At 72.0% G+C, this 24,982-nt stretch carries 19 protein-coding genes; 1 reads left to right on the forward strand and 18 read right to left on the reverse strand.

Annotated features, from left to right (window positions below):
• The 13 genes from ACIRR8_RS24415 to ACIRR8_RS24475 form a co-directional block, all read right to left on the reverse strand.
• Positions 1-1,026, reverse strand: coding sequence for an ADP-ribosylglycohydrolase family protein (locus tag ACIRR8_RS24415; protein WP_404068468.1), 1,026 nt, complete (start codon positions 1,024-1,026; stop codon positions 1-3).
• Complete coding sequence (locus ACIRR8_RS24420; protein ID WP_404068471.1) at positions 1,023-1,787, reverse strand: NUDIX hydrolase; 765 nt, start codon at positions 1,785-1,787, stop codon at positions 1,023-1,025. The genes ACIRR8_RS24415 and ACIRR8_RS24420 overlap by 4 nt, the downstream gene beginning before the upstream one ends.
• Positions 1,784-2,863: an AAA family ATPase gene (locus ACIRR8_RS24425; protein ID WP_404068474.1), complete on the reverse strand. Its 1,080-nt coding sequence runs from the start codon at positions 2,861-2,863 to the stop codon at positions 1,784-1,786. Before ACIRR8_RS24425 ends, ACIRR8_RS24420 begins: the two co-directional genes overlap by 4 nt.
• Positions 2,860-3,516: a nicotinamide riboside transporter PnuC gene (pnuC, locus tag ACIRR8_RS24430; RefSeq protein ID WP_404068477.1), complete on the reverse strand. Its 657-nt coding sequence runs from the start codon at positions 3,514-3,516 to the stop codon at positions 2,860-2,862. The genes ACIRR8_RS24425 and pnuC overlap by 4 nt, the downstream gene beginning before the upstream one ends.
• A 126-nt stretch (positions 3,517-3,642) precedes the next feature.
• On the reverse strand, positions 3,643-4,980 hold the full coding sequence (locus ACIRR8_RS24435) for a pseudouridine synthase (protein ID WP_404068480.1): 1,338 nt from the start codon (positions 4,978-4,980) through the stop codon (positions 3,643-3,645).
• Positions 4,980-5,636 carry an SMC-Scp complex subunit ScpB gene (gene scpB, locus ACIRR8_RS24440; protein WP_404068483.1) on the reverse strand — a complete coding sequence of 219 codons (657 nt, stop codon included), beginning with the start codon at positions 5,634-5,636 and terminating at the stop codon, positions 4,980-4,982. The genes ACIRR8_RS24435 and scpB overlap by 1 nt, the downstream gene beginning before the upstream one ends.
• Positions 5,633-6,691, reverse strand: a complete 1,059-nt coding sequence (locus ACIRR8_RS24445; protein WP_404068591.1) for a segregation/condensation protein A — start codon at positions 6,689-6,691, stop codon at positions 5,633-5,635. The genes scpB and ACIRR8_RS24445 overlap by 4 nt, the downstream gene beginning before the upstream one ends.
• A 77-nt stretch (positions 6,692-6,768) precedes the next feature.
• The gene (locus ACIRR8_RS24450; protein WP_404068594.1) at positions 6,769-7,344 is read right to left on the reverse strand and encodes a hypothetical protein; all 576 of its coding nucleotides are present in this window, start codon (positions 7,342-7,344) and stop codon (positions 6,769-6,771) included.
• Complete coding sequence (locus tag ACIRR8_RS24455) at positions 7,341-8,459, reverse strand: ParA family protein (RefSeq protein ID WP_018488026.1); 1,119 nt, start codon at positions 8,457-8,459, stop codon at positions 7,341-7,343. The genes ACIRR8_RS24450 and ACIRR8_RS24455 overlap by 4 nt, the downstream gene beginning before the upstream one ends.
• Before the next feature lie 368 nt (positions 8,460-8,827).
• Complete coding sequence (ald, locus tag ACIRR8_RS24460) at positions 8,828-9,943, reverse strand: alanine dehydrogenase (RefSeq protein WP_404068596.1); 1,116 nt, start codon at positions 9,941-9,943, stop codon at positions 8,828-8,830.
• Positions 9,944-10,086: 143 nt separating this feature from the next.
• The gene (locus ACIRR8_RS24465; RefSeq protein ID WP_404068486.1) at positions 10,087-12,231 is read right to left on the reverse strand and encodes a tetratricopeptide repeat protein; all 2,145 of its coding nucleotides are present in this window, start codon (positions 12,229-12,231) and stop codon (positions 10,087-10,089) included.
• A gap of 199 nt (positions 12,232-12,430) precedes the next feature.
• The gene (locus ACIRR8_RS24470; RefSeq protein ID WP_404068488.1) at positions 12,431-13,057 is read right to left on the reverse strand and encodes an NUDIX domain-containing protein; all 627 of its coding nucleotides are present in this window, start codon (positions 13,055-13,057) and stop codon (positions 12,431-12,433) included.
• Between the two features lie 91 nt (positions 13,058-13,148).
• Positions 13,149-14,804, reverse strand: a complete 1,656-nt coding sequence (locus tag ACIRR8_RS24475; protein WP_404068491.1) for a CTP synthase — start codon at positions 14,802-14,804, stop codon at positions 13,149-13,151.
• Positions 14,805-15,236: 432 nt separating this feature from the next.
• On the opposite strand from ACIRR8_RS24475, the gene ACIRR8_RS24480 reads away from it, so the two are divergent.
• The gene (locus tag ACIRR8_RS24480) at positions 15,237-17,039 is read left to right on the forward strand and encodes a glycoside hydrolase family 15 protein (RefSeq protein WP_404068599.1); all 1,803 of its coding nucleotides are present in this window, start codon (positions 15,237-15,239) and stop codon (positions 17,037-17,039) included.
• Positions 17,040-17,108: 69 nt separating this feature from the next.
• On the opposite strand, the gene ACIRR8_RS24485 is transcribed toward ACIRR8_RS24480, so the two are convergent.
• The 5 genes from ACIRR8_RS24485 to ACIRR8_RS24505 all read right to left on the reverse strand — a co-directional run bounded on the left by ACIRR8_RS24485 (position 17,109) and on the right by ACIRR8_RS24505 (position 24,982).
• Complete coding sequence (locus tag ACIRR8_RS24485) at positions 17,109-19,439, reverse strand: sulfatase-like hydrolase/transferase (protein WP_404068495.1); 2,331 nt, start codon at positions 19,437-19,439, stop codon at positions 17,109-17,111.
• Entirely contained in the window at positions 19,436-21,259 is a 1,824-nt protein-coding gene (locus ACIRR8_RS24490) for a sulfatase (RefSeq protein ID WP_404068498.1), read from the reverse strand. Before ACIRR8_RS24490 ends, ACIRR8_RS24485 begins: the two co-directional genes overlap by 4 nt.
• Complete coding sequence (locus tag ACIRR8_RS24495) at positions 21,256-22,089, reverse strand: formylglycine-generating enzyme family protein (protein ID WP_404068501.1); 834 nt, start codon at positions 22,087-22,089, stop codon at positions 21,256-21,258. The genes ACIRR8_RS24490 and ACIRR8_RS24495 overlap by 4 nt, the downstream gene beginning before the upstream one ends.
• Before the next feature lie 98 nt (positions 22,090-22,187).
• Positions 22,188-24,068, reverse strand: a complete 1,881-nt coding sequence (locus ACIRR8_RS24500; RefSeq protein ID WP_404068504.1) for a dipeptide ABC transporter ATP-binding protein — start codon at positions 24,066-24,068, stop codon at positions 22,188-22,190.
• Positions 24,065-24,982, reverse strand: a complete 918-nt coding sequence (locus ACIRR8_RS24505; RefSeq protein ID WP_404068508.1) for an ABC transporter permease — start codon at positions 24,980-24,982, stop codon at positions 24,065-24,067. Before ACIRR8_RS24505 ends, ACIRR8_RS24500 begins: the two co-directional genes overlap by 4 nt.

The following is a 24,982-nucleotide window of genomic DNA, read 5'->3' on the forward strand; positions in this document are numbered from 1 at the left end:
TCAAGCGTCCCAGAGCGCCGCCAGGGAGAGCAGGTCGCTCCGGTACTCGATGCGCTCCGACCACTCCTGGGGCCAGGCCCCCGCGCCCAGGTGGGCTCCGGCGAAGGCGCCCGCCAGGCAGGCGATGGAGTCGGAGTCGCCGCGGGTGCAGGCGGCGCGGCGCAGGGCGGTGAGCGGGTCCTCGGGGAAGAGCAGGAAGCAGTGCAGGGCGGTGGCGAGGGCCTCCTCGGCGATCCAGCCGTCGCCGGTGCGCTCGCACGGGTCGGTCTCCGGTGACGGGTCGCGCAGGGCCTCCTGGAGGGCGGCCAGCGCGTGCTGGCACTCGTCCCAGCCGCGGCTGATGAAGGCCTCGGGCGAGGTGTCCCCGGCGTACCGCCACAGGTCGCCGAGCCAGCGGGTGTGGTAGCGGCCGCTGTTCTCGTACGCGTAGCTGCGCAACTGGCCTACCAGGCCGAGCGGTTCGGCGCCTCGGGTCAGGAGGTGGACCGCGCGGGCGGTCAGGTCGGAGGCCGCCAGGGCGGTGGGGTGGCCGTGGGTGAGGGCGGCCTGGAGCTGGGCGGCGCCGGCGCGCTGTTCGTCGCTGAGGCCGGGGACGAGGCCGATGGGCGCGACCCGCATGTTGGCGCCGCAGCCCTTGGAGTGCGTCTGGCTCGCCTCCTGCCAGACCCGGCTGGTTTCGAGCAGGCGGCAGGCGGTGAGACAGGTGTTGCCGGGGGCGCGGTTGTTCTCCGGCGAGTGGTACCAGGCGATGAACTCCCTGCGTACCGGTTCCACCAGGCGCTCCGGGGTGAGCAGTCCGCTGTCCATGGCGGTGCGGATCCCCCGCCCCAGCGCGATCGTCATCTGCGTGTCGTCCGTGACGATCGCGGGGGTCGGGAGGCCCATGTGCCGCCAGGGGCCGCACTTGGCGAGGATCGAGGGCACGTCGTTGAACTCGGTGGGGAAGCCGAGCGCGTCACCGAGCGCGAGCCCGGTCAGCGAGCCGGTGGCCGCCTGCTTGGTCAGTCTTCGGGTGGCGATGGTCATGGCGTTCGTCCTTCCGGGCGGGAGTGGGATGTGTCGGTGGGCTGCGGGCGCAGCAGGGGCGGGTGGAGGGTCGTGGCGCCGCCCGCCCGGTGGAGCGCGGCCGGTTTGCCCCGGCCGCCCGTGCGGCGCGGCGGCCCGTCGACCGGCTGGACGAAGCCCGGTACGTTCAGGACCTTGCGCCGGAAGTTGGGCCGGTCCAGCTCGACACCCCACACCGTCTCGTACACCTGCTGGAGCTCGCCGAGGGTGAACTCGGCGGGGCAGAACTCGGTGGCCAGGCAGGTGTATTCGAGCTTGGCGCCGATCCGGTCGCGGGCGTCGGCGAGGATCCGGTCATGGTCGAAGGCGAGCGGTCCGGTGGCCCCCGCGTCCCACCACCGCGCGCTCGCCGCGTCGCCGCCGCCGCGCGGCTCGGGCAGATCCGGCAGGAGTGCGGCGTACGCGACGGAGACGACCCGCATCCTCGGGTCGCGGTCCGGGTCGGTGTAGGTGCGCAGCTGCTCCAGGTGGAGGGCGCCGACGGCGTCCGGGCCGAGGCCGGTCTCCTCGGCCAGCTCGCGGCGGGCGGCCTCGTCGGCGGACTCGCGGGGCAGGACGAAGCCGCCCGGCAGCGCCCAGCGCCCCCGGAACGGGTCCCGCCCGCGCTCGACCAGCAGCACGTGGAGCGCCGCGTCCCGGACGGTGAAGACCGCGAGGTCGACGGTGACCGCGAACGGCGGGAAGGCGTGCGGGTCGTACCCCTCCGGTACGCCGGTGCTCATCGCTTCTCCGGGAGCGGCGCGGTGAAGTCCCAGCCGTCGGCGAGGAGTTCGTCCACGGCGGCGACGGCCTGCGCGAGACGCACCTCGGGCGGGCCGGTGATCTCGATGAACCGCCTTCCCGTACGGGTGAGTTCGGCGCGGAAGCGGTCGGTCATCCAGGGGCGCAGCTCCTCGCCGTCGCGCAGCCCGTCGTCCTCGAAGGCGACGCCCTCGTGGTCGGTGAGCAGCCAGAGGTGGTGGCCGACCCGGTCCGCGATCTCCTCGACGAGCGGGTTGCGGCCGCCGACGTACCGCTCGTGCCAGACGGTGGTGGCGAAGGAGTCCGTGTCGCAGAAGAGGACCGGTGAGCCGGTGCGGGCAGCGGCCTCCTCGCGCTCGTTCTGGACCCGCGCGATGACGGGGAAGTCGCCGGTGGTGAAGGTGACGTCCTCCCAGGCGGCTCCGGGCCGGCGTTCGCGCGTCTCGGCGAGCTTGCGTTCGCTGTACTCGCGCCCGTACTCCGCGACGCACACCGTCCGCGCCCAGACCCCGCCACGGGCCCGGTAGTGGCCGGTGAGGGCCCGCGCGAGGGTGGTGGTGCCGGTGGACTCGGCGCCGAGGACGACGACCCGGCGGGCGAGGGTGGCCCGCACCGGCGCCCGGAGGAAGTCCCAGCAGCCGATCGGGTCCTTGCGCACGGCGGTGCCGGAGACCGGGAAGAGCGTGCGGTCGGGATCGACGAGCACGGACGCGGCGCCGAAGCGGCGGCCGAGCTCCTCCCCGTACGCCTCCGAGGTGAAGACCGCGTCCACCCGCTCCGGCACGGCGGCGGTGAAGACGGCCATGTGCGCGTCCCAGACCGCCGGGTCGTGCACGTCCATGTGCGTGTCGTCCACCGTGCCCACCACCGTGACGTCCGGATGGACTTCGCGCATCCAGGCCACCCGGTCGGCGAGCGGAACCGACTCCACGGAGGCGGCGCAGACCAGCACGGTCAGCCGCTCGCAGTGGTCCTGGGCGGTCCGGACGAGGTGGTGGTGGCCGGCGTGCGGCGGGTAGAACTTGCCGAGGACCAGGCCGTGTTCGTACGTCTTCATGCCGTGGCCACCTCCAGCGGGCGGGAGTTACGGGCCGTCAGGTCGCGGTGCCAGGCGCGCAGGCCGACGATGCAGAGCGCGAGGAATCCGGCGTACAGCAGCGAGGTCAGATACAGCCCCTTGTGCGCGTAGAGCGGGATGTAGACCACGTCCGCCGCGATCCAGAGCCACCAGGACTCCAGCCGTTTCCGGCACTGCCCGTACGTCGCCATCAGGGACAGCGAGGTCGTCAGGGCGTCCCAGAACGGGACGGTGGAGTCGGTGGCCCTGGCGAGCAGCAGCGTGATCCCCGCGGTCCCCACCACCCCCGCCGCGAGCAGCCAGGCCCATTCGGTGCGGGTAGTCCTGCGCACCGGAAGGACGGAGGAGCCTGATCCACCCCCGTGGGTCCAGGTCCACCAGCCGTACGCGGCGAGGGTGATGAAGACGATCTGGAGGCCGGCGTCGGCGTACAGGCCGGCCTGCGCGAACAGCAGGATGAAGAAGACGTTGTTGGCGATGCCGATCGGCCAGTTGGCGATGTGCTGGCGGGCCACGAGCCAGACGCAGAGCGCCCCGCTGCCGAATCCCAGCACCTCGGTCCAGCTGACCGGGGTGTCCAGGACGGTCACCAGGGGCTGTTGCAGGGGATCGAGTATGTCCGCGAGGCTCACGGGCCCGCCTCCTTCTTTAATGGTCACTCTGACTATAAAGGGTGGACGGGGACGGCAAAAGGCCCGCGGCCGGTTCTGTTCGAACTTTCCGAACGGATACCGGCCGCGGGCCTTGGTGAGGAGCTTCTAGAGGCCGACCTCGCGCATCAGCATGCCGACCTCGGTGTTGGTGAGGCGGCGCAGCCAGCCGGACTTCTGGTCGCCCAGCGGGATCGGCCCGAAGGACGTCCGCACCAGCCGCTCGACCGGGAAGCCGGCCTCGGCCAGCATCCGGCGCACGATGTGCTTGCGGCCCTCGTGGAGGGTCACCTCGACCAGGTAGTTCTTTCCGGTGTTCTCGACGACGCGGAAGTGGTCGGCGCGGGCGTAGCCGTCCTCCAGCTGGATGCCGTCCTTGAGCCGCTTGCCGAGGTCGCGCGGCAGCGGGCCCTGGATGGCGGCCAGGTAGGTCTTCTTCACGCCGTACTTCGGGTGCGTGAGGCGGTGGGCCAGCTCACCGTGGTTGGTGAGCATGATGATGCCCTCCGTCTCGGTGTCGAGCCGGCCGACGTGGAACAGCCGCGTCTCGCGGTTGGTCACGTAGTCGCCGAGGCACTGGCGGCCGTCCGGGTCCTCCATCGAGGAGACGACACCGGCGGGCTTGTTCAGCGCGAAGAAGAGGTACGACTGCGCGGCGACGGTCAGGCCGTCGACCTTGATCTCGTCCTTGTGGACGTCGACGCGCATGCCCTGCTCGACGACGATCTCGCCGTTGACCTCGACGCGCGACTGCTCGATCAGCTCCTCGCACGCGCGGCGCGAGCCCATGCCGGCCCGGGCGAGGACCTTCTGCAGCCGCTCGCCCTCCTGCTCGGCGCCCGGGTGGGTCTTGGGGAGGTTGATCTCGGGCTTGTTCGCGTACCGGTCGCGGTTGCGCTGCTCGATCTTGGCATCCAGCTCACGCGGGCGCGAGGGGGCGCCGCGACGGAAGCCGCCGGTGCGGCCGGAGCCGCCCTGTGCGGGCTTCGGGCCGCCCTTGGCACCGCCGCGGGCCGCCGAGCCGCGGCCCTTGCGCGGGCCGTCCTGCTCGGAGCGGGCGCCGGGGGCGTCGTTGCCGACGTCGTAGCGGCGCTCCTCGGGGCGGGGACGGCGGGGGCGCTGCTCCTGCTCGTCACGCCCGCCCTGGTAGCTGCCACGCCCGTCCTGGGAACGTCCGCCCTGGGAGCCCGAACGCCCGCCCTGGCCGAAGGGCCGGCCACCCTGACCGCCGGGACGACCGCCCTGGCTGCCGCCGCGCCCGCCCTGACCGCCGGAGGGACGACCGCCCTGACCGCCGGAACGACCGCCCGAGGCTCCGGGCCGCCCGCCCTGGCCGCTGCCGCCGCGTCCGCCGCCGCCCTGGCCGCCGGAGCGCCCGCCCTGGCCGCCGCTCCGGCCGCCCTGACCGCCGCTGCCGCTTCCGCTGTTCCTGCCACTGCTTCGCATCAAAATTCCGTCTTGTCGTCTGCGTGAGTATCCGGGGTGTCCGGTGCGTCCGGATCGAACGACGGCACACCCTCTAGCGTCTCAGCCTCGATCGCGTCCGCCTCGGGGAGGAAGGGCGCGAGTTCCGGGAGCTCGTCCAGGCCGCGCAGGCCCATTCGCTCCAGAAAGTAGTTCGTCGTCCTGTACAGGATCGCACCTGTTTCGGGTTCCGCGCCCGCCTCGGCCACCAGGCCCCTCTGGAGGAGGGTCCGCATGACGCCGTCGCAGTTGACTCCGCGCACCGCCGAGACCCGCGACCGGCTCACCGGCTGCCGGTAGGCGACCACCGCCAGGGTCTCCAGCGCGGCCTGGGTGAGCCGGGCGTGCTGGCCGTCCAGGACGAAGCCCTCGACGGCCGCCGCGTACTCGGGCCGGGTGTAGAACCGCCAGCCGCCCGCCACCAGCCGCAGGTCGAAGCCCCGGCGCTGCACGGTGTACTCGTCGGCCAGCTCCCGCAGCGCGTCCGCCACCGCTCTGCGGGGCCGCTGGAGCACCTTGGCCAGCTGATCGACGGTGGCGGGCTCGTCGACGACCATGAGGACCGCTTCGAGGGCGGGCTTGAGGTCGAGCGAGGCGACCGCGCCCGTGTCGTCCGCCTCGTCCGGCTGCTCACTCATTCCCGTACGTCCTCCTCGTCGCTGCCCCCGTTGAGCTCCTGGTCGAACTCGTCCGTCACCACCGGCTCCGCGCCCGTCCCGCCGGACCAGGTCATCAGCAGGTCGCCGAGCGCCTCGTCCTGGTCCAGGGTGACGGCCTTCTCCCGGTACAGCTCCAGCAGGGCCAGGAAGCGGGCGACCACGGTGAGGGTGTCGGGGGCGTCCTCGGTGAGGGTGCGGAAACTCACCGCCGCCCCGGCCTCGCGCAGCCGCTCCACCACGATGCCCGCCTGCTCCCGCACGCTGACCAGTGGGGCGTGGATGTGGTCGACGTACACCTGCGGCTTCGGCTTCGGCTGCATCGCCTTGACCGCCAGCTTGGCGAACCCTTCCGGCCCGATGCTGATGACGACCTCGGGCAGCAGCTCGGCGTGGTGGTCCTCCAGGCCGACGGTACGGGGGTGGCGGCGGGCCTCGGACTCCAGGCGGCCGCTGAAGATGTCCGCGATCTGCTTGTACGCGCGGTACTGGAGCAGCCGCGCGAAGAGCAGGTCCCGCGCCTCCAGCAGCGCCAGATCCGCCTCGTCCTCCACCTCGGCGGCGGGCAGCAGCCGGGCGGCCTTGAGGTCGAGCAGGGTGGCGGCGACGACGAGGAACTCGGTGGTCTGGTCGAGGTCCCAGTCGGGGCCCATGGCGCGGATGTACGCCATGAACTCGTCGGTGACCTTGGAGAGCGCGACCTCGGTCACGTCGAGCTTGTGCCGGGAGATCAGCTGGAGGAGGAGGTCGAAGGGGCCCTCGAAGTTCACCAGCCGGACGGTGAACCGCTTGTCGTCGGACGCCTCCGGCGGCTCGGCGGGCTCAGCCCCGGCCTGTACGGCCTCCGGCGCCGTTTCCGGCACATCCGGTACGGAGACGGCTTCCGGCTCCCGTACGACCTCAGCAGGCGCCTCCACGGCCGCCGGAACGGACTCCGCGACCGGCTTTGGACCGGGCTCCCGCTCAGGCGCCACCGCCCCAGGCCCCCGGCCCAGGGCGCGGCGGCGCGGGGCGGTGGCGTCGTGGGGCGGGGGCATGGTGGTCCAGAGGTGGGGCGCGGACGGGTCCCGCCGGGCGGCGGGTCCCATCCGGCAGGCTACCGGCGCGGCGCCGGTCAGCGGCCGCGCAGCCGCCGTACGAGGATGCTCGCGTCACCCCGGGACTCCAGGTCGGCGAGGACGACCGCCACCGCCTCGCGGACGATGCGGCCGCGGTCGACGGCGAGGCCGTGTTCGCCGCGCAGGACGAGCCGGGCGTGTTCCAGGTCCATCAGCTCCTCGGCGGAGACGTAGACCGTGATCTTCTCGTCGTGGCGCTCGCGGCCGCTGGGGCGCCGGTTGGCTCCGCGTCCGCCGCCGCGCCTGCGCTGCTGCTGGACGGCCGGGGACTGCTCCGCCGGAGCGGAGGCGGCGGACCGCTCGCCGGACGGCGGGGCCGGGGCGGAGGCGGGGGCAGCGGCGGCCTGGCGGTCGCCCTCGCCGCCCCGGCCGCGCGCGTCGCCCGCGTCCTCGGCGGAGGCGTGCTCCTCACCGGCCTCGGAGGACCGGCCCGAGGGGTCGCTCTCCCCGGCCGGCGCGGGCACCCGCGGCTCGCCGTTCGCCTTGCGTCGCCGGTCCGCCGGGGAGGAGGGCTGGAGGCCCATCCCTCCCCCGGTCGTACGGAACAGTTCGTCGGCCCCCGGCAGACTCACTCGGCGTGACACCGGGCGAGCACCTCCCTGGCGAGCTGGCGATAGGCGGCGGCACCGACCGAGTTGGAGGCGTACGTGGTGATGGGCTCACCGGCGACCGTGGTCTCCGGGAAGCGGACCGTGCGCCCGATGACGGTGTGGTAGACGTGCTCGTCGAAGGCCTCGACGACGCGCGCCAGGACCTCGCGGCTGTGCACCGTACGGGAGTCGTACATGGTGGCGAGGATGCCGTCGAGCTCCAGCTCGGGGTTGAGCCGCTCCTGGACCTTCTCGATGGTCTCGGTGAGCAGCGCCACCCCGCGCAGCGCGAAGAACTCGCACTCCAGCGGCACTATGACCTTGTGAGCGGCCGTCAGGGCGTTCACGGTGAGCAGGCCGAGCGAGGGCTGGCAGTCGATCACGATGTAGTCGTAGTCGGCCATCAGCGGCTTCAGGGCGCGCTGGAGCGTGGACTCGCGGGCCACCTCGCTGACGAGCTGCACCTCGGCGGCCGAGAGGTCGATGTTGCTCGGCAGCAGGTCCATGTTCGGGACGGCGGTCTTGAGCAGGACCTCGTCGGCCGCCATGCCCCGCTCCATGAGCAGGTTGTAGACGGTGAGGTCCAGCTCCATCGGGTTGACCCCGAGGCCGACGGAAAGAGCGCCCTGCGGGTCGAAGTCGACGAGCAGGACACGGCGTCCGTACTCGGCGAGCGCGGCACCCAGGTTGATGGTCGACGTGGTCTTGCCGACGCCGCCCTTCTGGTTGCACATCGCGATGATCTTCGCGGGGCCGTGGTCGGTCAGGGGGCCCGGGATCGGGAAGTACGGCAGGGGCCGTCCGGTCGGGCCGATGCGCTCGCGGCGCTGGCGCGCGGCGTCGGGCGCGAGTGTGGCCGCGTACTCCGGATCGGGCTCGTACTCGGCGTCGGGGTCGTAGAAGTGCCCCTCGGGCACCTCGGCGAAGTCGGCGAAGCGGTCGGTGTTCCGGCCACTCTCGTTGCCGGCCGTGGCGTTCACGTGTAGGCCGTCCATCATCTGGGGGGCTGTCGTCATGTGCTGTTGGGTGGCGAAGGTGCGGACAGCGACGGAGCCGACAGCTTCGAGCCCGATCGGGCTCAGACCCCGTGCAGGCATCCCTGGTTGACCACCCCCGGGAGTAATTGTCGACTCATTCACAAGTCGTCTTACCTCCTTGGACGTGACCAGGAAACTTATCGATAGGTCAGCGTGGCACCATGCCGACGATTGGCGACTCTATGGCGTGTCACCGGTCCGCAGCAACACAATCCGCCGGACCCGGCCCGATGTGTCGGCAATCGAACACCTCGCTGTCAAGGGTGCACAGCGACCAAGCCGCACATTTCGCCGCTGCACGAAACGGGTAAAGGGTTACGTTCGAGGCGAGTTGCGCAAGGGCCTCAGAGGCCCCGATACGCGTCCGGCCGGACCTTGCTCGGCAAGGTCCGGCCGGAGTCGCGATGTTGACGGGAAGTGTTGACCTGTCAGCCGAGGAGGGTGCTCAGCTCGACGTGCGGGAGGCCGTGCGCCTCGGCCACCTCGCGGTAAACCACCTGGCCCTCATGGGTGTTGAGGCCCTTGGCCAGGGCGGCGTCGCGGCGCAGGGCGTCGGCCCAGCCACGGTTGGCCAGCTCCACGATGTACGGGAGCGTGGCGTTGGTGAGCGCGTAGGTGGAGGTGTTCGGGACCGCGCCGGGCATGTTGGCGACGCAGTAGAAGACCGAGTCGTGGACCTGGAAGGTCGGCTCGGCGTGGGTGGTCGGGTGCGAGTCCTCGAAGCAGCCACCCTGATCGATTGCAATGTCGACAAGTACACTTCCGGGCTTCATCTTGGCGACGAGCTCGTTGGTGACCAGCTTCGGGGCCTTGGCTCCGGGGATCAGGACGGCGCCGATGACGAGGTCGGCCTCGACGACGGCCTTCTCCAGCTCGAAGGCGTTGGAGACGACGGTCTGCACCTTGGTGCCGAAGATCTTGTCGGCCTCGCGCAGCTTGTTGATGTCGCGGTCGAGCAGCGTGACGTGGAAGCCGAGGCCCACCGCGATCTGCGTGGCGTTCCAGCCGGAGACGCCACCGCCGATGACGACGGCACGGCCGGCGTGGGTGCCGGGGACGCCGCCGGGGAGGACGCCGCGGCCGCCGACCGAGCGCATCAGGTGGTACGCGCCGACCTGCGGGGCTAGGCGGCCCGCGACCTCGGACATCGGGGCGAGCAGCGGGAGCGCGCGGTTCGCGGTCTCGACCGTCTCGTAGGCGATGGCGGTGGTGCCGGAGGCCAGCAGCGCGTCGGTGCACGCGCGGGAGGCGGCGAGGTGCAGGTACGTGAAGAGGGTCTGGTCCTTGCGGAGGCGGTGGTACTCCTCGGCGACCGGCTCCTTGACCTTGAGCAGCAGGTCGGCGGCGGCCCAGACCTCGTCGGCGGTGTCCAGGATCTGCGCGCCGGCGGCGACGTACTCCTGGTCCGGGATGGACGAGCCGACGCCGGCGTCCTTCTCGATGACGACCTGGTGGCCGTGGCGGACGAGCTCATGCACTCCGGCGGGGGTGATCGCCACCCGGAACTCGTTGTTCTTGACTTCGCGGGGGATGCCGACCTTCACGTCGATCACGGTCCTTGGCTCGGAGGGTTATCCGGGCACAACAGAACAGACCCGGACATACACAGCATAAATGGAGACGCCACGAACGAGCGCGGCAGAGCCAGTCTAATGAAGGACTTCGCACTGTCTAGCCTTACAAAGCATTAACTTTCCGTCGAAGCACTACGGATTTCGTAGGCAGAACCCTCCTCGCCCAGCAATCTGTCGGCGGCGGCCCGGTGCAGCCGGGCCGCCGCCGGGTCGCCGAGCCGGTCCAGGGTGTCGGCCAGCCGGAGCTGGAGCGCCGCCTGAAGCCGCACGTCATCGGCGCGACGGGCCAGCTCGGCCGCCTCCCGGCAGGTGTGCAGCGCCTCCTGCGGCCGCCCGGCGTACTCCTGCACCCGCGCCGCCTCGCTGAGCGCGCGCGCCTGGGCCGCCAGGTCGCCGAGCCTGCGGTGGCCCGCCGCGGCGGCCCGCCAGTTGCGCAGCGCCTCGCCGTACCGCCCGGCGTAGCTGTGGACCGCGCCGAGCCGGCCGTAGAGCCGTGCCTCGTCCGCGCGCTCGCCCTGGGTGAGGCGCTGGGCGAGCGCCCGGCCGTACCAGTCGGAGGCCCGGTGGTAGTCGCCGAGCTCGGCGTACGTACCTCCTACGGATTCCATCGCTCGGCCCGTCGCGTACAGGTCGCCGGCGGCCCGTCCGGCGTCCAGCGCGGCCCGGTAGCGGGTCAGGGCGTCACGGGTGCGGCCGGTACGGGCGTCCAGGTCGGCGAGGTTCAGCAGGGCCGCCGCCTGTTCGCGGGGCAGGTCGCGGCGTTCGGCCACGTCCAGGACCAGGCCGTGCAGGCCGTACAGCTCGGGGGCGGCGGCCTCGGTGCCCCGGTGCGCGGCGAGCGCCCGGACCAGGGCGGCGACGAGGCGGCGGGCCAGGGTGTCCAGCTCGCCGTCGGCCACCGCGAGCCGGGCGGAGGCGAGCAGTGCGGGCTGGCGCAGCCGGAGCCAGACGCCCGCCTCCTCGGCGTTCGGGAAGCGCAGGGAGCGCGGCAGTCCGGCGAGCTTGCGGTGGGCGGTGGAGCCCTCCGGTTCGGTGACCGCGCGGCAGGCCTGGAGCCGGCGCACGGTCCGCTCCAGCATCCGGGCGCGGGCGAGCTGGATCTCGGCCGGTCGGTCTCGCTCCTCCAGGAGGGCCCGCAGCATCGGGGCGAGGCAGCCGGGGATGCCGTACTGGGGGTGGGCGGCGCCGTCCGTCCGTACCAGGCCGAGCTTCACGAAGTCGTCCAGGGTCTGCTCGGCAGCCGAGACCGAGCAGCCGGCCAGCGCGGAGGCGGTGTGGGCGTCGGCGAGCCCTGCGGGAGCGAGGGCGAGGAGGCGCAGTATCCGGGCGGCGGCCGTGGGCAGCGAGTCGTGGACCAGGCGGAAGGCGCGGGCCAGCGGTCGGGCCCCGGTGGGCTGCTGGTCGCCGGTGTCGGGCAGTTCGTGGAGCTGCTTGGTGACGTCGGCGACGGAGGCCACCGGGTGGGTGGCCAGCAAGCCGCCGATCAGCGCGAGCGCGGCGGGCTGGCCTCCGCACTCCTCGGCCAGGCTCTCGGCGGTGTGCGGGTCGACGGTGATGCGGACCTGGCCGATGGCCCGCGCCAGCAGCTGGACGGCCGCGCCCGCCTCCAGGCCGCCGAGGGTGCAGGGCCGGACGTCCGGGATGCCGGTCAGCGGGCCGGTCGCGACGGCGACGACCAGGCAGTCCGGGTTCTCCGGGAGCAGCGGGTCGACCTGTTCGGCGTCGGCCGCGTCGTCCAGGACCAGGACGAGGCGGCGTACGGCGAGGGCCTCGCGGACCATCTCGGACAGCTCGTCCTGATCCGCGCCGGGCGGCACGGCGAGCCCGAGCAGGCCGAGGATCTCGCCGGCCGTGCGTTCGGTGGGGACGGGTGCGCCGCCGGGTTCGGTGAGGCCGACCCGGAGCACGCCGTCCGGGTAGTCGCCGGAGCCCGTACCGCGGGCGGCCCACGGCAGCGCGCCCGTTCCGGTCTCCGGTCCCGAGGCGTCGGCCGGGGCGGAGCCCGTACCGGTGAGGGCGCCCGCGAGTTCGGCGGCCAGTGCGCTGCGGCCGGAGCCGGGGCGGCCCGCGATGAGCAGGACCCTCGCGCGCGGGGTCTTGCGCCCGGCCAGGGTGTCGAGTCCGGCGCGTTCGATGTCGGCCCGCAAGGCCTTCAACTCGCGTTCCCGGCCGAAGAATCGGGGCGGGGCGGCGCCGGACGGCTCCTCGGTCCCCGCGGTCTCGGCCGGGCCGCTGGTGTCCACCGCCTGATCGGTCACGAGCCACGCTCCACTTCGCTGCACGCGGTGCCCGCCGGAACTCCGGTCGGGGCCTTTCGAGCCTAGTTCAGCGGTGGTGTGGATCACTGCGGAGCGGGGCGGCGCCCGGGGGAACTTCCCCCGATCGGATCAGCATTTCTTACGATCGTCGTTTCTTACGATTGTCCGACCAGAGGAGTCGAGAAGAGCGGACGGGCCGTCAGGCCTCGAACGGGCGGGCCGGCCACGGCGCCTCGGCCGGTCGGAGCGAGTCGACGCCGTCGCCCGCGAGGACGGCGGTGAGCGCGAGCGCTCCGACGACCAGGCAGTTGTTGTGCAGGTCCCCCGCGAGCACCGAACGCACCAGCTCGGGCAGCGGGATGCGGGCCTGCTCCATGTCGGCCTCCTCCTCGGAGACCGCGAACCGCTCGCCCTCCACGTCGGAGAGGCCGCGCGCGAGGAAGATCCGTACGGCCTCGTCGCAGCCGCCGGGCGTGGTGTAGACGTCGGTCAGCACCCGCCAGTCCTCGGCCTTGACGTGTGCCTCCTCGTACAGCTCGCGCTGGGCGGCGTGCAGCGGGTTCTCGCCGGGCACGTCGAGCAGTCCGGCCGGGATCTCCCAGAGCCGCTGGCGGACCGGGTGGCGGTACTGGCGTACGACGAGGACCTGGCCGTCCTCGTCGACCGCGAGGATCGCGACGGAGCCGGGGTGGACCTGGTAGTCACGGCCGTGGACGGAGCCGTCGGGCATGACGACCTGGTCGGTGCGGACGCTGGTCTTGTTGCCGGTGAAGGGGGTGGTGGTCGCGGTGACCTGCCACTCCTCGGGCGTGTCCTGGATACCCACTGCGTCCTCCCACGTACCACGTACAAAACGAGAAACCGGGGCACGCATCCGTCAAGGACTGCGTACCCCGGTCAACCGTAATGCCTCGGGACTACTCGCCCGCGCCGACCTTGCGCGCGACGGCCGCCTTCACCAGGCCGGCGAAGAGCGGGTGGGGGCGGGTGGGGCGGGAGCGGAGCTCCGGGTGGGCCTGGGTGGCGACGAGGTAGGGGTGGACCTCGCGCGGGTACTCGACGTACTCGACGAGCTTGTTGTCCGGGGAGGTGCCGGAGAAGACCAGTCCGGCCTTCTTCTCCAGCTCACCGCGGTAGGCGTTGTTGACCTCGTAGCGGTGGCGGTGGCGCTCCTCGACGTACGGCTCGCCGGCGTAGGCCTCGCGTACGACGGATCCTTCGGCGAGCTTGGCGGGGTAGAGGCCGAGCCGCATGGTGCCGCCGAGGTCGCCGGCGCCCTCGACGTAGGCGAGCTGCTCCTCCATGGTCGAGATGACGGGGTGGGCGGTGGCGGCGTCGAACTCGGTGGAGTTGGCGTCGGGGATCTCGGCCAGCGAGCGGGCCGCCTCGATCACGATGCACTGGAGGCCGAGGCAGAGGCCGAGGAGGGGGACCTTGTTCTCGCGGGCGTAGCGGATGGCGCCGACCTTGCCGTCGACGCCGCGCTCGCCGAAGCCGCCGGGGATGAGGATGCCATCGACGTCGCCGAGGTGCTCGGCGGCACCCACGGCGGTGCGGCAGTCGTCGGAGGTGACCCACTTGACCTTGACGCGGGCCTTGTTGGCGAAGCCGCCGGCGCGGATGGCCTCGGTGACCGAGAGGTAGGCGTCGGGCAGGTCGATGTACTTGCCGACCAGGGCGACGGTGACCTCGTGGTCGGGGTTGTGGACGCGGTCCAGCAGGTCGTCCCAGGTGGTCCAGTCGACGTCCCGGAAGGGCAGGTCGAGCTTGCGCACGACGTAGGCGTCCAGGCCTTCGGTGTGGAGCACCTTGGGGATGTCGTAGATGGACTTGGCGTCGATCGCGGCGACGACGGCGGCCTCGTCGACGTCGCACATCAGCGAGATCTTCCGCTTGATGGACGTCGGGACCTCGCGGTCGGCGCGGAGCACGATCGCGTCCGGCTGGATACCGATGTTGCGCAGGGCGGCGACCGAGTGCTGGGTCGGCTTGGTCTTCAGCTCGCCGGAGGGGCCGATGTAGGGCAGCAGCGAGATGTGCACGACGAAGACGTTGTCCCGGCCGACCTCGTGGCGGACCTGGCGGACGGTCTCCAGGAACGGCAGCGACTCGATGTCACCGACCGTGCCGCCGACCTCGGTGATGACGACGTCCACGTCGTCGGTGGCCATGCGGCGGATGCGGTGCTTGATCTCGTTGGTGATGTGCGGGATCACCTGGACGGTGTCACCGAGATACTCGCCGCGCCGCTCCTTGGCGATGACCTGCGAGTAGACCTGGCCGGTCGTGACGTTGGCGGAGCCGTCGAGGTCCACGTCGAGGAACCGCTCGTAGTGGCCGATGTCCAGGTCGGTCTCGGCGCCGTCGTTGGTGACGAACACCTCGCCGTGCTGGAACGGGTTCATCGTCCCCGGGTCGACGTTCAGATACGGGTCGAGCTTCTGCATCGTGACCCGCAGGCCGCGCGCCTTGAGCAGCGCACCCAGGCTGGAGGCAGTCAGACCCTTGCCGAGGGAGGAGGCGACACCCCCGGTGACGAAGATGTGCTTGGTCGTCGTGGATGTGGGCTGCATAGCCAAAGGGGGCTCCCGTGGTCGCGGTTGTGAGGTGCGTACCGGCCGCCGAACCGGGGATTCCGGGGTGCCGTCGCTGCGGTTCGGGGGCCTTGTCCGCTGTCGGATACGACCACCGGTCCACGGGCTACCAGGGTAACAGCGACAGGGGGAGGCTGCTTCCGGCCACACCCTGCACAGGGACGTCACACCATCACCGCAGTCGTTTCACGTCCCACCCGATCAGCTCAGAGATGTTGCGGGGACCGTCGCGCGGATCTTCGTACCGCGTCGTATCCTGCTCGGACACTCGCTGCCGAGACGGCCGGACGGCGGCACCTCAGGCCCGCTCACCCGGTACGGGACTCGTCGGTTCCACTACGACCCTGAAACCCTCCCTCCCCCAGTAAGCGCCCCGGACGGGGCGACATGGCCGTTCGACTGGAGACGCACGTGGCCGGGCGCATCGAGGATTACGCACTCATCGGAGACATGCAGACCGCTGCCCTGGTCTGCCGGGACGGCACGGCCGACTGGCTGTGCCTGCCCCGCTTCGATTCGCACGCCGTCTTCGCGGGACTGCTGGGCACCGAGGAGCATGGCTTCTGGCGTCTGGGTCCGGCGAGGCCGGAAGGGACCGAGCCGCTGTCGGCGGACCGGCGCCGCTACCGCGGTGACTCCCTCGTCCTGGAATCGGAGTGGGACACTCCGCGCGGCACCGTACGGGTGACCGATTTCATGCCCCCGCGTGACGGGGCTCCGCAGCTCATCCGGATCGTGGAGGGCGTCAGCGGCCGGGTTCCGATGCGCTCGGAGTTGCGGATGCGGTTCAGCTACGGCCGGGTGACGCCGTGGGTGCACAAGGTGGACGGCCGTACGGTCGCCGTCGCCGGGCCGGACTCCGTCTGGCTGGACACCCAGGCCGACACCTACGGCGAGAACCTGACCACCTACTCCGACTTCACCGTCGGCCCCGGTGACCGGGTGGCGTTCACCATCAGCTGGCAGCCCTCGCACCGCGAGCCGCCCGCGCTCCCCGACCCGGAGGGATCGCTGGAGGCGACGGAGCTGTTCTGGCGCGAATGGGTCGATCAGTGTACGTACCACGGGCCCTATCGGGAGGCGGTCGTCCGCTCCCTCATCACGCTCAAGGCCCTCACCTACGCCCCGACCGGCGGCATCGTCGCCGCGCCGACCACCTCGCTCCCCGAGGAGATCGGAGGCGTACGGAACTGGGACTACCGCTACACCTGGCTGCGGGACGCCGCGATCACCCTCTCCTCGCTGCTGCGCACCGGTTACCGCGAAGAGGCCCGCGCCTGGCGTGAGTGGCTGCTGCGGGCGGTGGCGGGCGACCCGGAGAACCTGCAGATCATGTACGGCATCGCCGGCGAGCGCGAGCTCGGCGAGGCGGAGCTGGACTGGCTGCCCGGCTACGAGAACTCCACGCCGGTCCGCGTCGGCAACGGCGCCGCCAACCAGCTCCAGCTGGACGTGTACGGCGAGGTCACCGAGGCGCTGCACCTGGCGCACATGACCGGCCTGACCCGCAACGACTACGCGATGGGCCTCCAGCTCAAGCTGATCGAGTACCTGGAGAAGCACTGGGAGGAGCCGGACGAGGGCATCTGGGAGGTGCGCGGTCCGCGCCGCCACTTCGTGCACTCGAAGGTGATGGCGTGGGTCGCCGTCGACCGGACGATCAAGCTGGTCGAGTCCGGCGACGTCGACGGCCCGCTGGAGCGGTGGTACGAGCTCCGCGACGACATCCACCGGGACGTTCTTGAGCGGGGCTACGACAAGGAGCGCAACACCTTCACCCAGTCCTACGGCTCGAAGGAGCTCGACGCCTCCCTGCTGCTGATCCCGCAGATGGGCTTCCTGCCGCCGGACGACAAGCGGGTCATCGGCACGATCGAGGCGATCCAGCGGGAGCTGTCCACGGAGGACGGTTTCATCCTGCGCTACCCGACCGAGGGCGAGGACGCGGGTGTCGACGGCCTGGCCGGCGACGAGGGCGCGTTCCTGGCCTGCTCGTTCTGGATGGCCGACGACCTGGCGATGATCGGCCGGGTCGACGAGGCCCGCCAGCTCTTCGAGAAGCTGCTGGCACTCCGCAACGACCTGGGCCTGCTGGCCGAGGAGTGGGACTCCAACCTGCAGCGGCAGGTGGGGAACTTCCCGCAGGCGTTCAGCCACGTGCCGCTGATCGACACGGCCCTGCGGCTGACGGCGAGCGGGGCGTACGTGGGCTGAGGCCTCGCTGTCCGTGACGGTGGCCGCTCCTGGTTCTCCAGGGGCGGCCACCGTCCGTTTGGCGCTGTCTCACTCGAAGGCCGCTGCCGCCTGCCTGAGTGCGGTGGCGACCGCTTCCGGGGCGTCGGGGCCCGGGGCGCCGGGGGTGTAGGTGACCGAGCGCAGGGTGCCGCCGTAGCGGAAGGAGCGGTGGCGTTCGAACAGGGGCCAGGAGACCGGGGACTTGCGGTCGACGCCGACGCTGATGCCCTGGAACGGGGCCATGCCGATGAGCTGGTGGACGCTGGGCAGAGTGGCCCGTGCCTCGCCGTCGACACTGACCGTGAACGACCAGCGCAGGCCCTTCTCCGCCTCGGCCGTGAGCACGACGACATGTTCGCCCGGTGCGAGCGGGCCCGCGTCGGTCTCGTGCAGGACGCCGTACTCGTTGTACGCGAGGTGCAGTCGGCCGTTCTCGACGTACAGGCTGTAGCCGCCGCCCTGGTCGCCGTGGGAGACGAGCACCCCTTCGCCCGTCGCGTCGATGACCACGGTGATCTCGAAGGAGCGCAGGGAGACCAGCCGGGAGGAGCGGTAGCGCTCCAGCTCGGGTGTGCCGGGCAGCAGGGTCAGGGGACGGGTGAGGCGCTGTTCGGCGGGGTTGCGGCGGGCGAGGGCACCGCTGCCGTCGGGGAGCGGGAAGACGCCGTCGCGCCAGGCGGCCGTCTCCCAGGCCTCGGACAACTCCGCGACCAGGTCGGGGCGTTCGGCGGCCAGATCGTGGATCTCGGTGGGGTCGGTGCGGATGTCGTACAGCGCCCACTCGGAGTCGTCGTAGGGGGTGCCGGGGCGGTGGAGGGTGACGAGCTTGTGGCCGTCCCGGTAGTAGCTGCGGTTGCCGGTCATCTCGCAGTACTGCTCGGGGTGGGTGGAGGCGTGGTCCGGGTCGGCGAGCACGGGCGTGAAGCTGATGCCGTCCGGCTCCTGGAGCGTGATCCCGCGCCGCTCGGCCGGGCGGTCGAGGCCGGCGAGGCTCAGGAGGGTGGGGGCGATGTCGGTGACGTACTGGTACTGGGTCCGGACGCCCGGCGCGAGCAGGCCCTCGCGTGCGCCCCTCGGCCAGGACAGGACGAACGGGACACGGACCCCGCCGGCGTAGGTGTGGCCTTTGTAGAGCCGGAACGGGGTGTTGGAGGCCATGCCCCAGCCGCGCGGGTAGTGGACCAGGCTGCGCGGGCCGCCGATGAGATCGGGGTCGCGGTCGACGTCGGGGGTCCAGTCGCCGGGGAGGGCGGGGTGGTGGACGAAGCGGCTGAAGTAGGAGCGGGTGCCTTCCGGGCCGCCTTCGCCGGTGCCGCCGTTGTCCGAGGTGAAGACGATGATGGTGTTGTCGAGCTCGCCGAGCGCTTCGAGCGTCTCGGTGAGCCGGGCGAGGTTCTGGTCGATGTTGTCGACGAGCGCCGCGTACACCTCCATGTACCGCGTGTAGAGCCGCTGTTGCTCTTGGTCGAGGCTGTCCCAGGCGGGGACGTCGAGTCCGGCCTCGCTGTTGCGGTCGGGCAGTTCGGTGCCGGGCGGGAGAAGCCCTGCGGCGAGCTGGGCGGCGAAGCGGCGGGTCCGCAGGGCGTCCCAGCCCTCGTCGTAGCGGCCCCGGTGGCGGGCGATGTCCTCGGGCTTGGCCTGGAGCGGGCCGTGGACGGCGTTGTGGGCCAGGTAGAGGAAGAACGGCTTGTCGGGGTCGTGGGCGCGCAACGACTTCACCATGGAGATGGTCTGGTCGGTGATGTCGTCGGTGTAGTAGTAGTCGTCCGGGAACTCGTCGATGTCCAACGGGCTGTTGTCGCGGACCAGTTGGTGCGGGTGGAAGAGGCTGGTGAGCCCTTCGAGAACGCCGTAGTACTGGTCGAATCCCTTGTTCAGCGGCCAGTTGTCCCGGTCATCGGCCGCGTTGGAGGCGGAGTCGCGGACCAGGTGCCATTTGCCGACGGCGTAGGTGGCGTAGCCGGTGTCGTGGAGCAGCTCGGCCAGGGTGGGGATGTCGTCGGCTATCTCCATGCCGTAACCCGGGAAGCCCGGGTCGGAGTTGGCGACCATGGAGTAGCCGACGCGGTGCGGGTTGAGGCCGGTGAGCAGGGCGGCGCGGGCCGGGGAGCAGAGCGGCATCGTGTGGTAGTTGGAGAGCCGGACGCCCTCGTCGGCCAGGGTGTCGAGCGTCGGCGTGGCGATCTCGGAGCCGAACGGGCCGATGTCGCTGTAGCCCATGTCGTCGACGAGGACGACCACGATGTTGGGGGCCCTCTCGCCGGGTGCGGTGCGCGGCGGCCAGGACGGCTCGGACTCGGCGAAGGTGCGGCCGATGCGGCCGGGGAAGCCGGCGTAGGGGTCGCGGCGGGTGGGGCCGGTGGTCGGGTCGGTGGTCATCGGCTGGGCTCTCCGTGGTGGCTGGAGGGGTGGTCTGATACGGGGAAGAGACGGGCCAGTTCGTCGGCCACGGCCGTGAGCCGGTCCCGTCCCGGATGGCCGGTGAAGGCGGCGATCTGGAGCAGGGTGGCGCCGCCTCGGACGGTGAGCAGCTCGGTGTCGAGCAGGCCGGGGACGATGCGGCGGATCGCGTCGGCGGCCGACGGCTCGGCGAGCAGTTCGGCCAGTGGCGTACGGAGGTTGAGCGCGCCTTCGGTGAACTCGTCCGAACGGGCTGCCGGCCGGCGGCCCGCCTCGGCCCGCTCGCGCTGGGCGTCGACCAGCAGGTGGGCCTCGGTGACGTCCTCGGGGTCGTACGGGAGGCCGAGGCGGGCGTACTGGTCGGCGGGCGCGTCGTTGGCGCGGAGCCTTTCCACCAGCAGCCGGGCCAGGCGCAGTTCGACGGCCGGGTCACTGATGGGCCTCTCCTGGAGCGGGTCGGTCTCCAGGTCGAAGAGGAGCGTGCCGAACCGCTGCGGGCCCAGGAGCGGTGAGGGTTGGGCGGGGATGCGGAGGGTGGGCACGCCCTTGGTGAAGGGGAACGGGTCCGCCAGCGTGAGGCCGGTGAGCTCCTCGGGAGTGAAGCGGCCACGGATACGGGTGGGCATCAGCGTGTGCTCGTACAGCGGCTGGTTGGTGTCGTCGTGGCAGGCGCGCATGTAGACGTACCGGCCGTCGGTGATGTTGACGTGGCCGCCGAACATGCCGAACAGTGCTGATTCGCGTGGCTGTTGTGCGTCGGCGGTCTCGCTCAACGGTCGGCCCCGCATGTCCGGCGGGAGTGCGGCGCCGAAGAAGTCCAGCAGGGTCGGGGCCAGGTCGATGGTCTGGACGAGGGCCGCGTCCCGGGTTCCGGCGCGGTCGGGGCGGCGCGGGTCGTGGACGAAGAGCGGGGTGTGGACCAGTTCGTTGTACCAAGGCGTGACGACCTTGGCCCACCAGCCCTTCTCGCCGAGCAGATAGCCGTGGTCGGTGCAGACGATCAGCAGCGTGTCGTCCCACAGCCCGTGTTCGTCCATCGCGTCCAGGACCCGGCCGAGCGAGTGGTCGCACATGGAGAGCAGCGCGGCGTACTCGTAACGGGCGTGCCGCTCCTGGTCCTTGGTCTCGGTGACCCGGTTGTAGTCGGGCCAGTCGAAGTGCGGTCCGTCGTAGTCGTGCGGGTAGAGCTCCTTGTAGTGGTCCTGGGTGAAGAAGGGTTCGTGCGGGTCGAACGTCTCGATCTGGACGAACCAGTCGTCCTCTGTGTGGTTCGTCCGCAGGAACTCCAGACCGGCGTCGAAGGTGAGGGTCTGCGGCTGCTTCGCCTCGGTGTCCAGGTACTGCCGGTTGACCCAGTCCTGCCGCCAGAGGTCGTTGCGCGTGGCGCGCGGCGAGTCGGGGATCTCCGGGTCGGCCACCTGCCCCTTCCACGCGTCGCCCTCCTGGCCCCGGAAGAACTCCCAGGAGTTGTACCGCCCGTGGTAGGTCGCCCCGCCGTCCTCCCAGTAGTGCTGGTGGTCGCTGACGAGGTGGGTGTGGACGCCGTGCCGCTTGAGGATCTCGGGCATGGAGTCGTCGAACGGTTCCAGCGGACCCCAGCCCCGGTGCAGGAAGTTGTGGCGGCCGGTGTGGAGTTCGCGGCGGGCCGGCATGCAGGGCATGGAGCCCGCGTAGCAGGTGTCGTAGGTGACCGTACGGTCCGCGAGGCGGCGGAAGTTGGGGGCGTGGGTCCAGTCGGCGCCGTACGGCGGCAGCAGGTGCCGGTTGAGGCTGTCGAACATCACCATGACGGCCTTCACGCGGTGGCCCCTTCTTCTGTCGTCCTGTGCGGTGCCAGGTCGCGGGCGCGGCGGAAGCCACCGTGGCCGGTCGAGGAGTCGGGGGTGTTGTGGGAGCGGGCGGCGACCCGGTAGCGGTTGCAGTACGAGGCGTGGCAGAGGTAGGAGCCGCCCCGGATGACCCGTTCACCGGGTCCGAAGACGTCGGCGCACCACTCCCAGACGTTGCCGGAGGTGTTGTGGAGCCCGTAACCGTTCGGCTCGTGGGCGGTGACGGGCACGGTGCCCGTACGGCCGCCGGGCCGGTCCGAGCGGTGCGGGAAGCGGCCGAGCCAGATGTTGCACATCTCCCTTCCACCGGGGGTGAGTTCGTCGCCCCACGGATAGCGGGCGCCGTCCAGGCCGCCGCGTGCCGCGTACTCCCACTCGGCCTCGGTGGGCAGCCGGGTGCCGGTCCAGTCGCAGTAGGCGAGGGCGTCGTCGTAGGAGATGTGGACGACCGGATGGTCCGCGCGGTCCGTCAGGTCGGAGCCCGGCCCTTCCGGTGCGGACCAGGACGCCCCGGTGACGCCGAGCCACCAGGGCGCGCCGGGCACCCGGCCGAGGACGTGGCGCTCGGCGGCCTCGGGGTGGAGCAGGAGGTGGAAGACGTAACTGCTGCCGTGGCGTTCGGCGTCGGTGCGGTAGCCGGTGGCCTCCGCGAAGGCCGACCACGCGGCGTTGGTGACGGCGGTGGTGTCGATGGCGAAGGGGGCCACGGTGACCTCCCGTACCGGCCCCTCCCGGTCGGCGAGGTGGCCCTCGCCGAAGGCGTCGCCCATCCGGAAGGTTCCGCCCGGGAGTTCGGCCATCCGTCCGGTTTCGATGGGGGCCGGTCGGCGTACGGCCGGAAGCGGCAGGACCGCCGTGGACGCTCCCGTACAAGCACGCCCCGGCGTGCAGCACGCGCTCATGCGGGCACCTCGATCTTCCGGAGTGCGTGCTGGACGGGTACGGGCTCCGGCGCCGCCGCCAGCAGGGCCCGGGTGTACGGGTCCGACGGGTTCTCGCAGACGTCGTCGGCGCTGCCGCTCTCCACGATCCGGCCCTGGTGCATGACCGCGATGCGGTGACTGACCTGCCGGACCACCGCGAGGTCATGGGCGATGAAGACCAGAGCGAGTCCCAGGTCGCGCTGGAGGTCGGTGAGCAGGCCGACGATCTGCGCCTGGACGGAGACGTCGAGCGCCGAGACGGGTTCGTCGCAGATCAGGACGGACGGCTCGGGTGCGAGCGCGCGGGCGATGCCGATGCGCTGGCGCTGCCCGCCGGAGAAGGAGCGCGGCTGCCGGTCGGCCACGGCCGGGTCGAGCCCGGCGAGCGTGAGCAGCTCGGCGACCCGGGCCTCGCGCTCGTCCCGGTCGCCCAGGCCGAAGGCGATCAGGGGTTCCGCGACGATCTGGCCCACCGTCATCCGGGGGTTGAGCGAGGCGTAGGGGTCCTGGAACACCATCTGGATCTGCCGGCGCACCGCGTGCAGCTCGTGCCGCGCGGGCCGGGTGACGTCCCGGCCGCGCAGCCTCACCGTGCCGCCGTCGGAGGGATGGGCGTGGGCCAGGACCCGGGCCAGCGTGGACTTGCCCGAGCCGGACTCCCCCACGATGCCCAGGGTCTCGCCCTCGGCCAGCGTCAGCGACACCCCGTCGAGCGCGGTGAACCCGCGCCCGCGCACCCCGCGCCGCTTGTACGTCTTGCGCAGCCCGTCCGCCTCCAGGACCACGGCCCCGGTCGCCGCGCGGTCGATGCGGACGGGCGGGGCGGGTGCGGGCAGCGGTTCGGTGCGCTCGGCGGCGGGCAGGCAGGCGGCCCGTACGCCGCCGGTCAGCGTGACCAGCGGCGGCGCCGCCGTACGGCAGCGGTCCTCCACCAGCGTGCAGCGCTCGGCGAAGGCGCAGCCGTCCCCGAGGAGGGTGAGGTCGGGCGGGGAGCCGGGGATGCCGGTGAGGCGGGTGCCGGAGGGGGCGGAGAGGCGGGGGACGGCGGCCAGGAGGCCGGCGGTGTACGGGTGGCGGGGGCGGGTGAGGACCTCGGCGGTCGGGCCGTCCTCGACCACCGTGCCGCCGTACATGACGAGGACGCGTGCGCAGGAGCGGGCGACGACGCCCATGTTGTGGGTGATGAGGACGAGGGCGGTGCCGGTCTCGCGGTTGAGGTCGGCCAGGAGGGTGAGGATCTGTTCCTGGACGGTGGCGTCGAGCGCGGTGGTCGGTTCGTCGGCGAGCAGGATGTCGGGCTCGCCGGCCAGGGCCATGGCGATCAGGATGCGCTGGCGCTGGCCGCCGGAGAACTGGTGCGGGTGGTCGTCGATACGGCGGTGGGGCTCGGGGATGCCGACCCGGTCGAGGAGTTCGACGGCGCGGGTCCGGCGTGTGGCCCGGTCCCGTCCGCCGTGGGCGCGGAGCACCTCGTCCAGGTGGCGGCCTACGGTGAGGACCGGGTTCAGGGCCGTCATCGGGTCCTGGAAGATCATGCCGATCCGGGCGCCGCGCACCGCGCGCAGCTCCTGGTCGCTCGCGGCGGCGAGGTCCTGGCCGTCCAGCAGGACCGATCCGGTGGTCACGCGTCCGGTGCCGGGCAGCATCCGGGTCAGCGCGAGGGCGGTGGTGGACTTGCCGGAGCCGGACTCGCCGACGACGGCCAGCGTCTCGCCCCGGCGCAGGGTGAAGGAGACTCCGCGCACGGCGCGCAGGGTCGAGCCGTCGGGTGCGGTGAACTCGACGCCCAGGTCGCGGACTTCGAGCAGATCGTGAGCGGCTTCACCCGGTGTGGCGTGCTGGGGCGGGGCGGTCATCGGCGTACCTCCCGGTTGAGCGCCTCGGCGATGAGTGAGAGGCCGAGGACGAGCGCGGTCACGGTGATCAGCGGCCCGGCCGCGAAGTTCGGGGCCTGGGCGAGGTAGGGCATGGACTGGCTCAGGACCGAGCCGAGCGTGGGCTCCGGCGGCCGTACGCCGACGCCGAGGAAGCTCATCGCACCCTCGATGAAGACGGCGACGGTCAGCGAGACGGCGACCTGGACGATGAGCGGATCGGCGGCGTTGGGCAGGATGTGCCGGACCAGCACGCGCGGGCCCGAACTGCCGCCGACCCGGGCGGCGGTGACGTACTCCCGCTCGCGCTGGACGAGGATCCCGCCGCGCAGCAGCCGCCCGAACGCCGGGATCTCCGCGAGCGCGATGACCAGGACGACCGGGAGCCGGCCGGGGCCGAGGATGGCGGTCACGGCGAGCGCGAGGATCAGGCCCGGGAAGGCCAGGATCAGGTCGAAGATCCGCTGGACGAGGGTGTCGAGCACCGGGTGCGCGGCCGCCGCGAGGGCGAGGAGGCAGCCGAGGGCGGCGCCGACGGGGACGGCGATGGTGATGATGCCGAGGTCGGCGCGGATGCCGTACAGGACGCGGCTGAGCAGGTCGCGGCCGAGGTCGTCGGTGCCGAGCGGGTGCCCGGGGGTGCCGACGGGCGCGAGGCTGAGGCCGCTCTGGTCGGTGGGGCCGTGTCCGGCGACGATCGGGGCCAGCAGGCCGGCGAGGACGACCGCGCCGACGAGGACGAGTCCGATGCGGGCGCGGGTGGTGGAGAGCGCGGCGCGGTAGGGGTGGCGGGAGGTCTTGCGGGGGGCCTTTCGGGGGCCGGTGGTCCGCAGGGCCCGTACGGGCTTCCGCAGAGTTGCCGGGTCGGCCGGGGCGAGGTCGGGGGTCGAGGTCAT

Origin of the sequence: Streptomyces sp. NPDC101178 (assembly GCF_044767965.1) — a bacterium.
GTDB lineage: Bacteria > Actinomycetota > Actinomycetes > Streptomycetales > Streptomycetaceae > Streptomyces.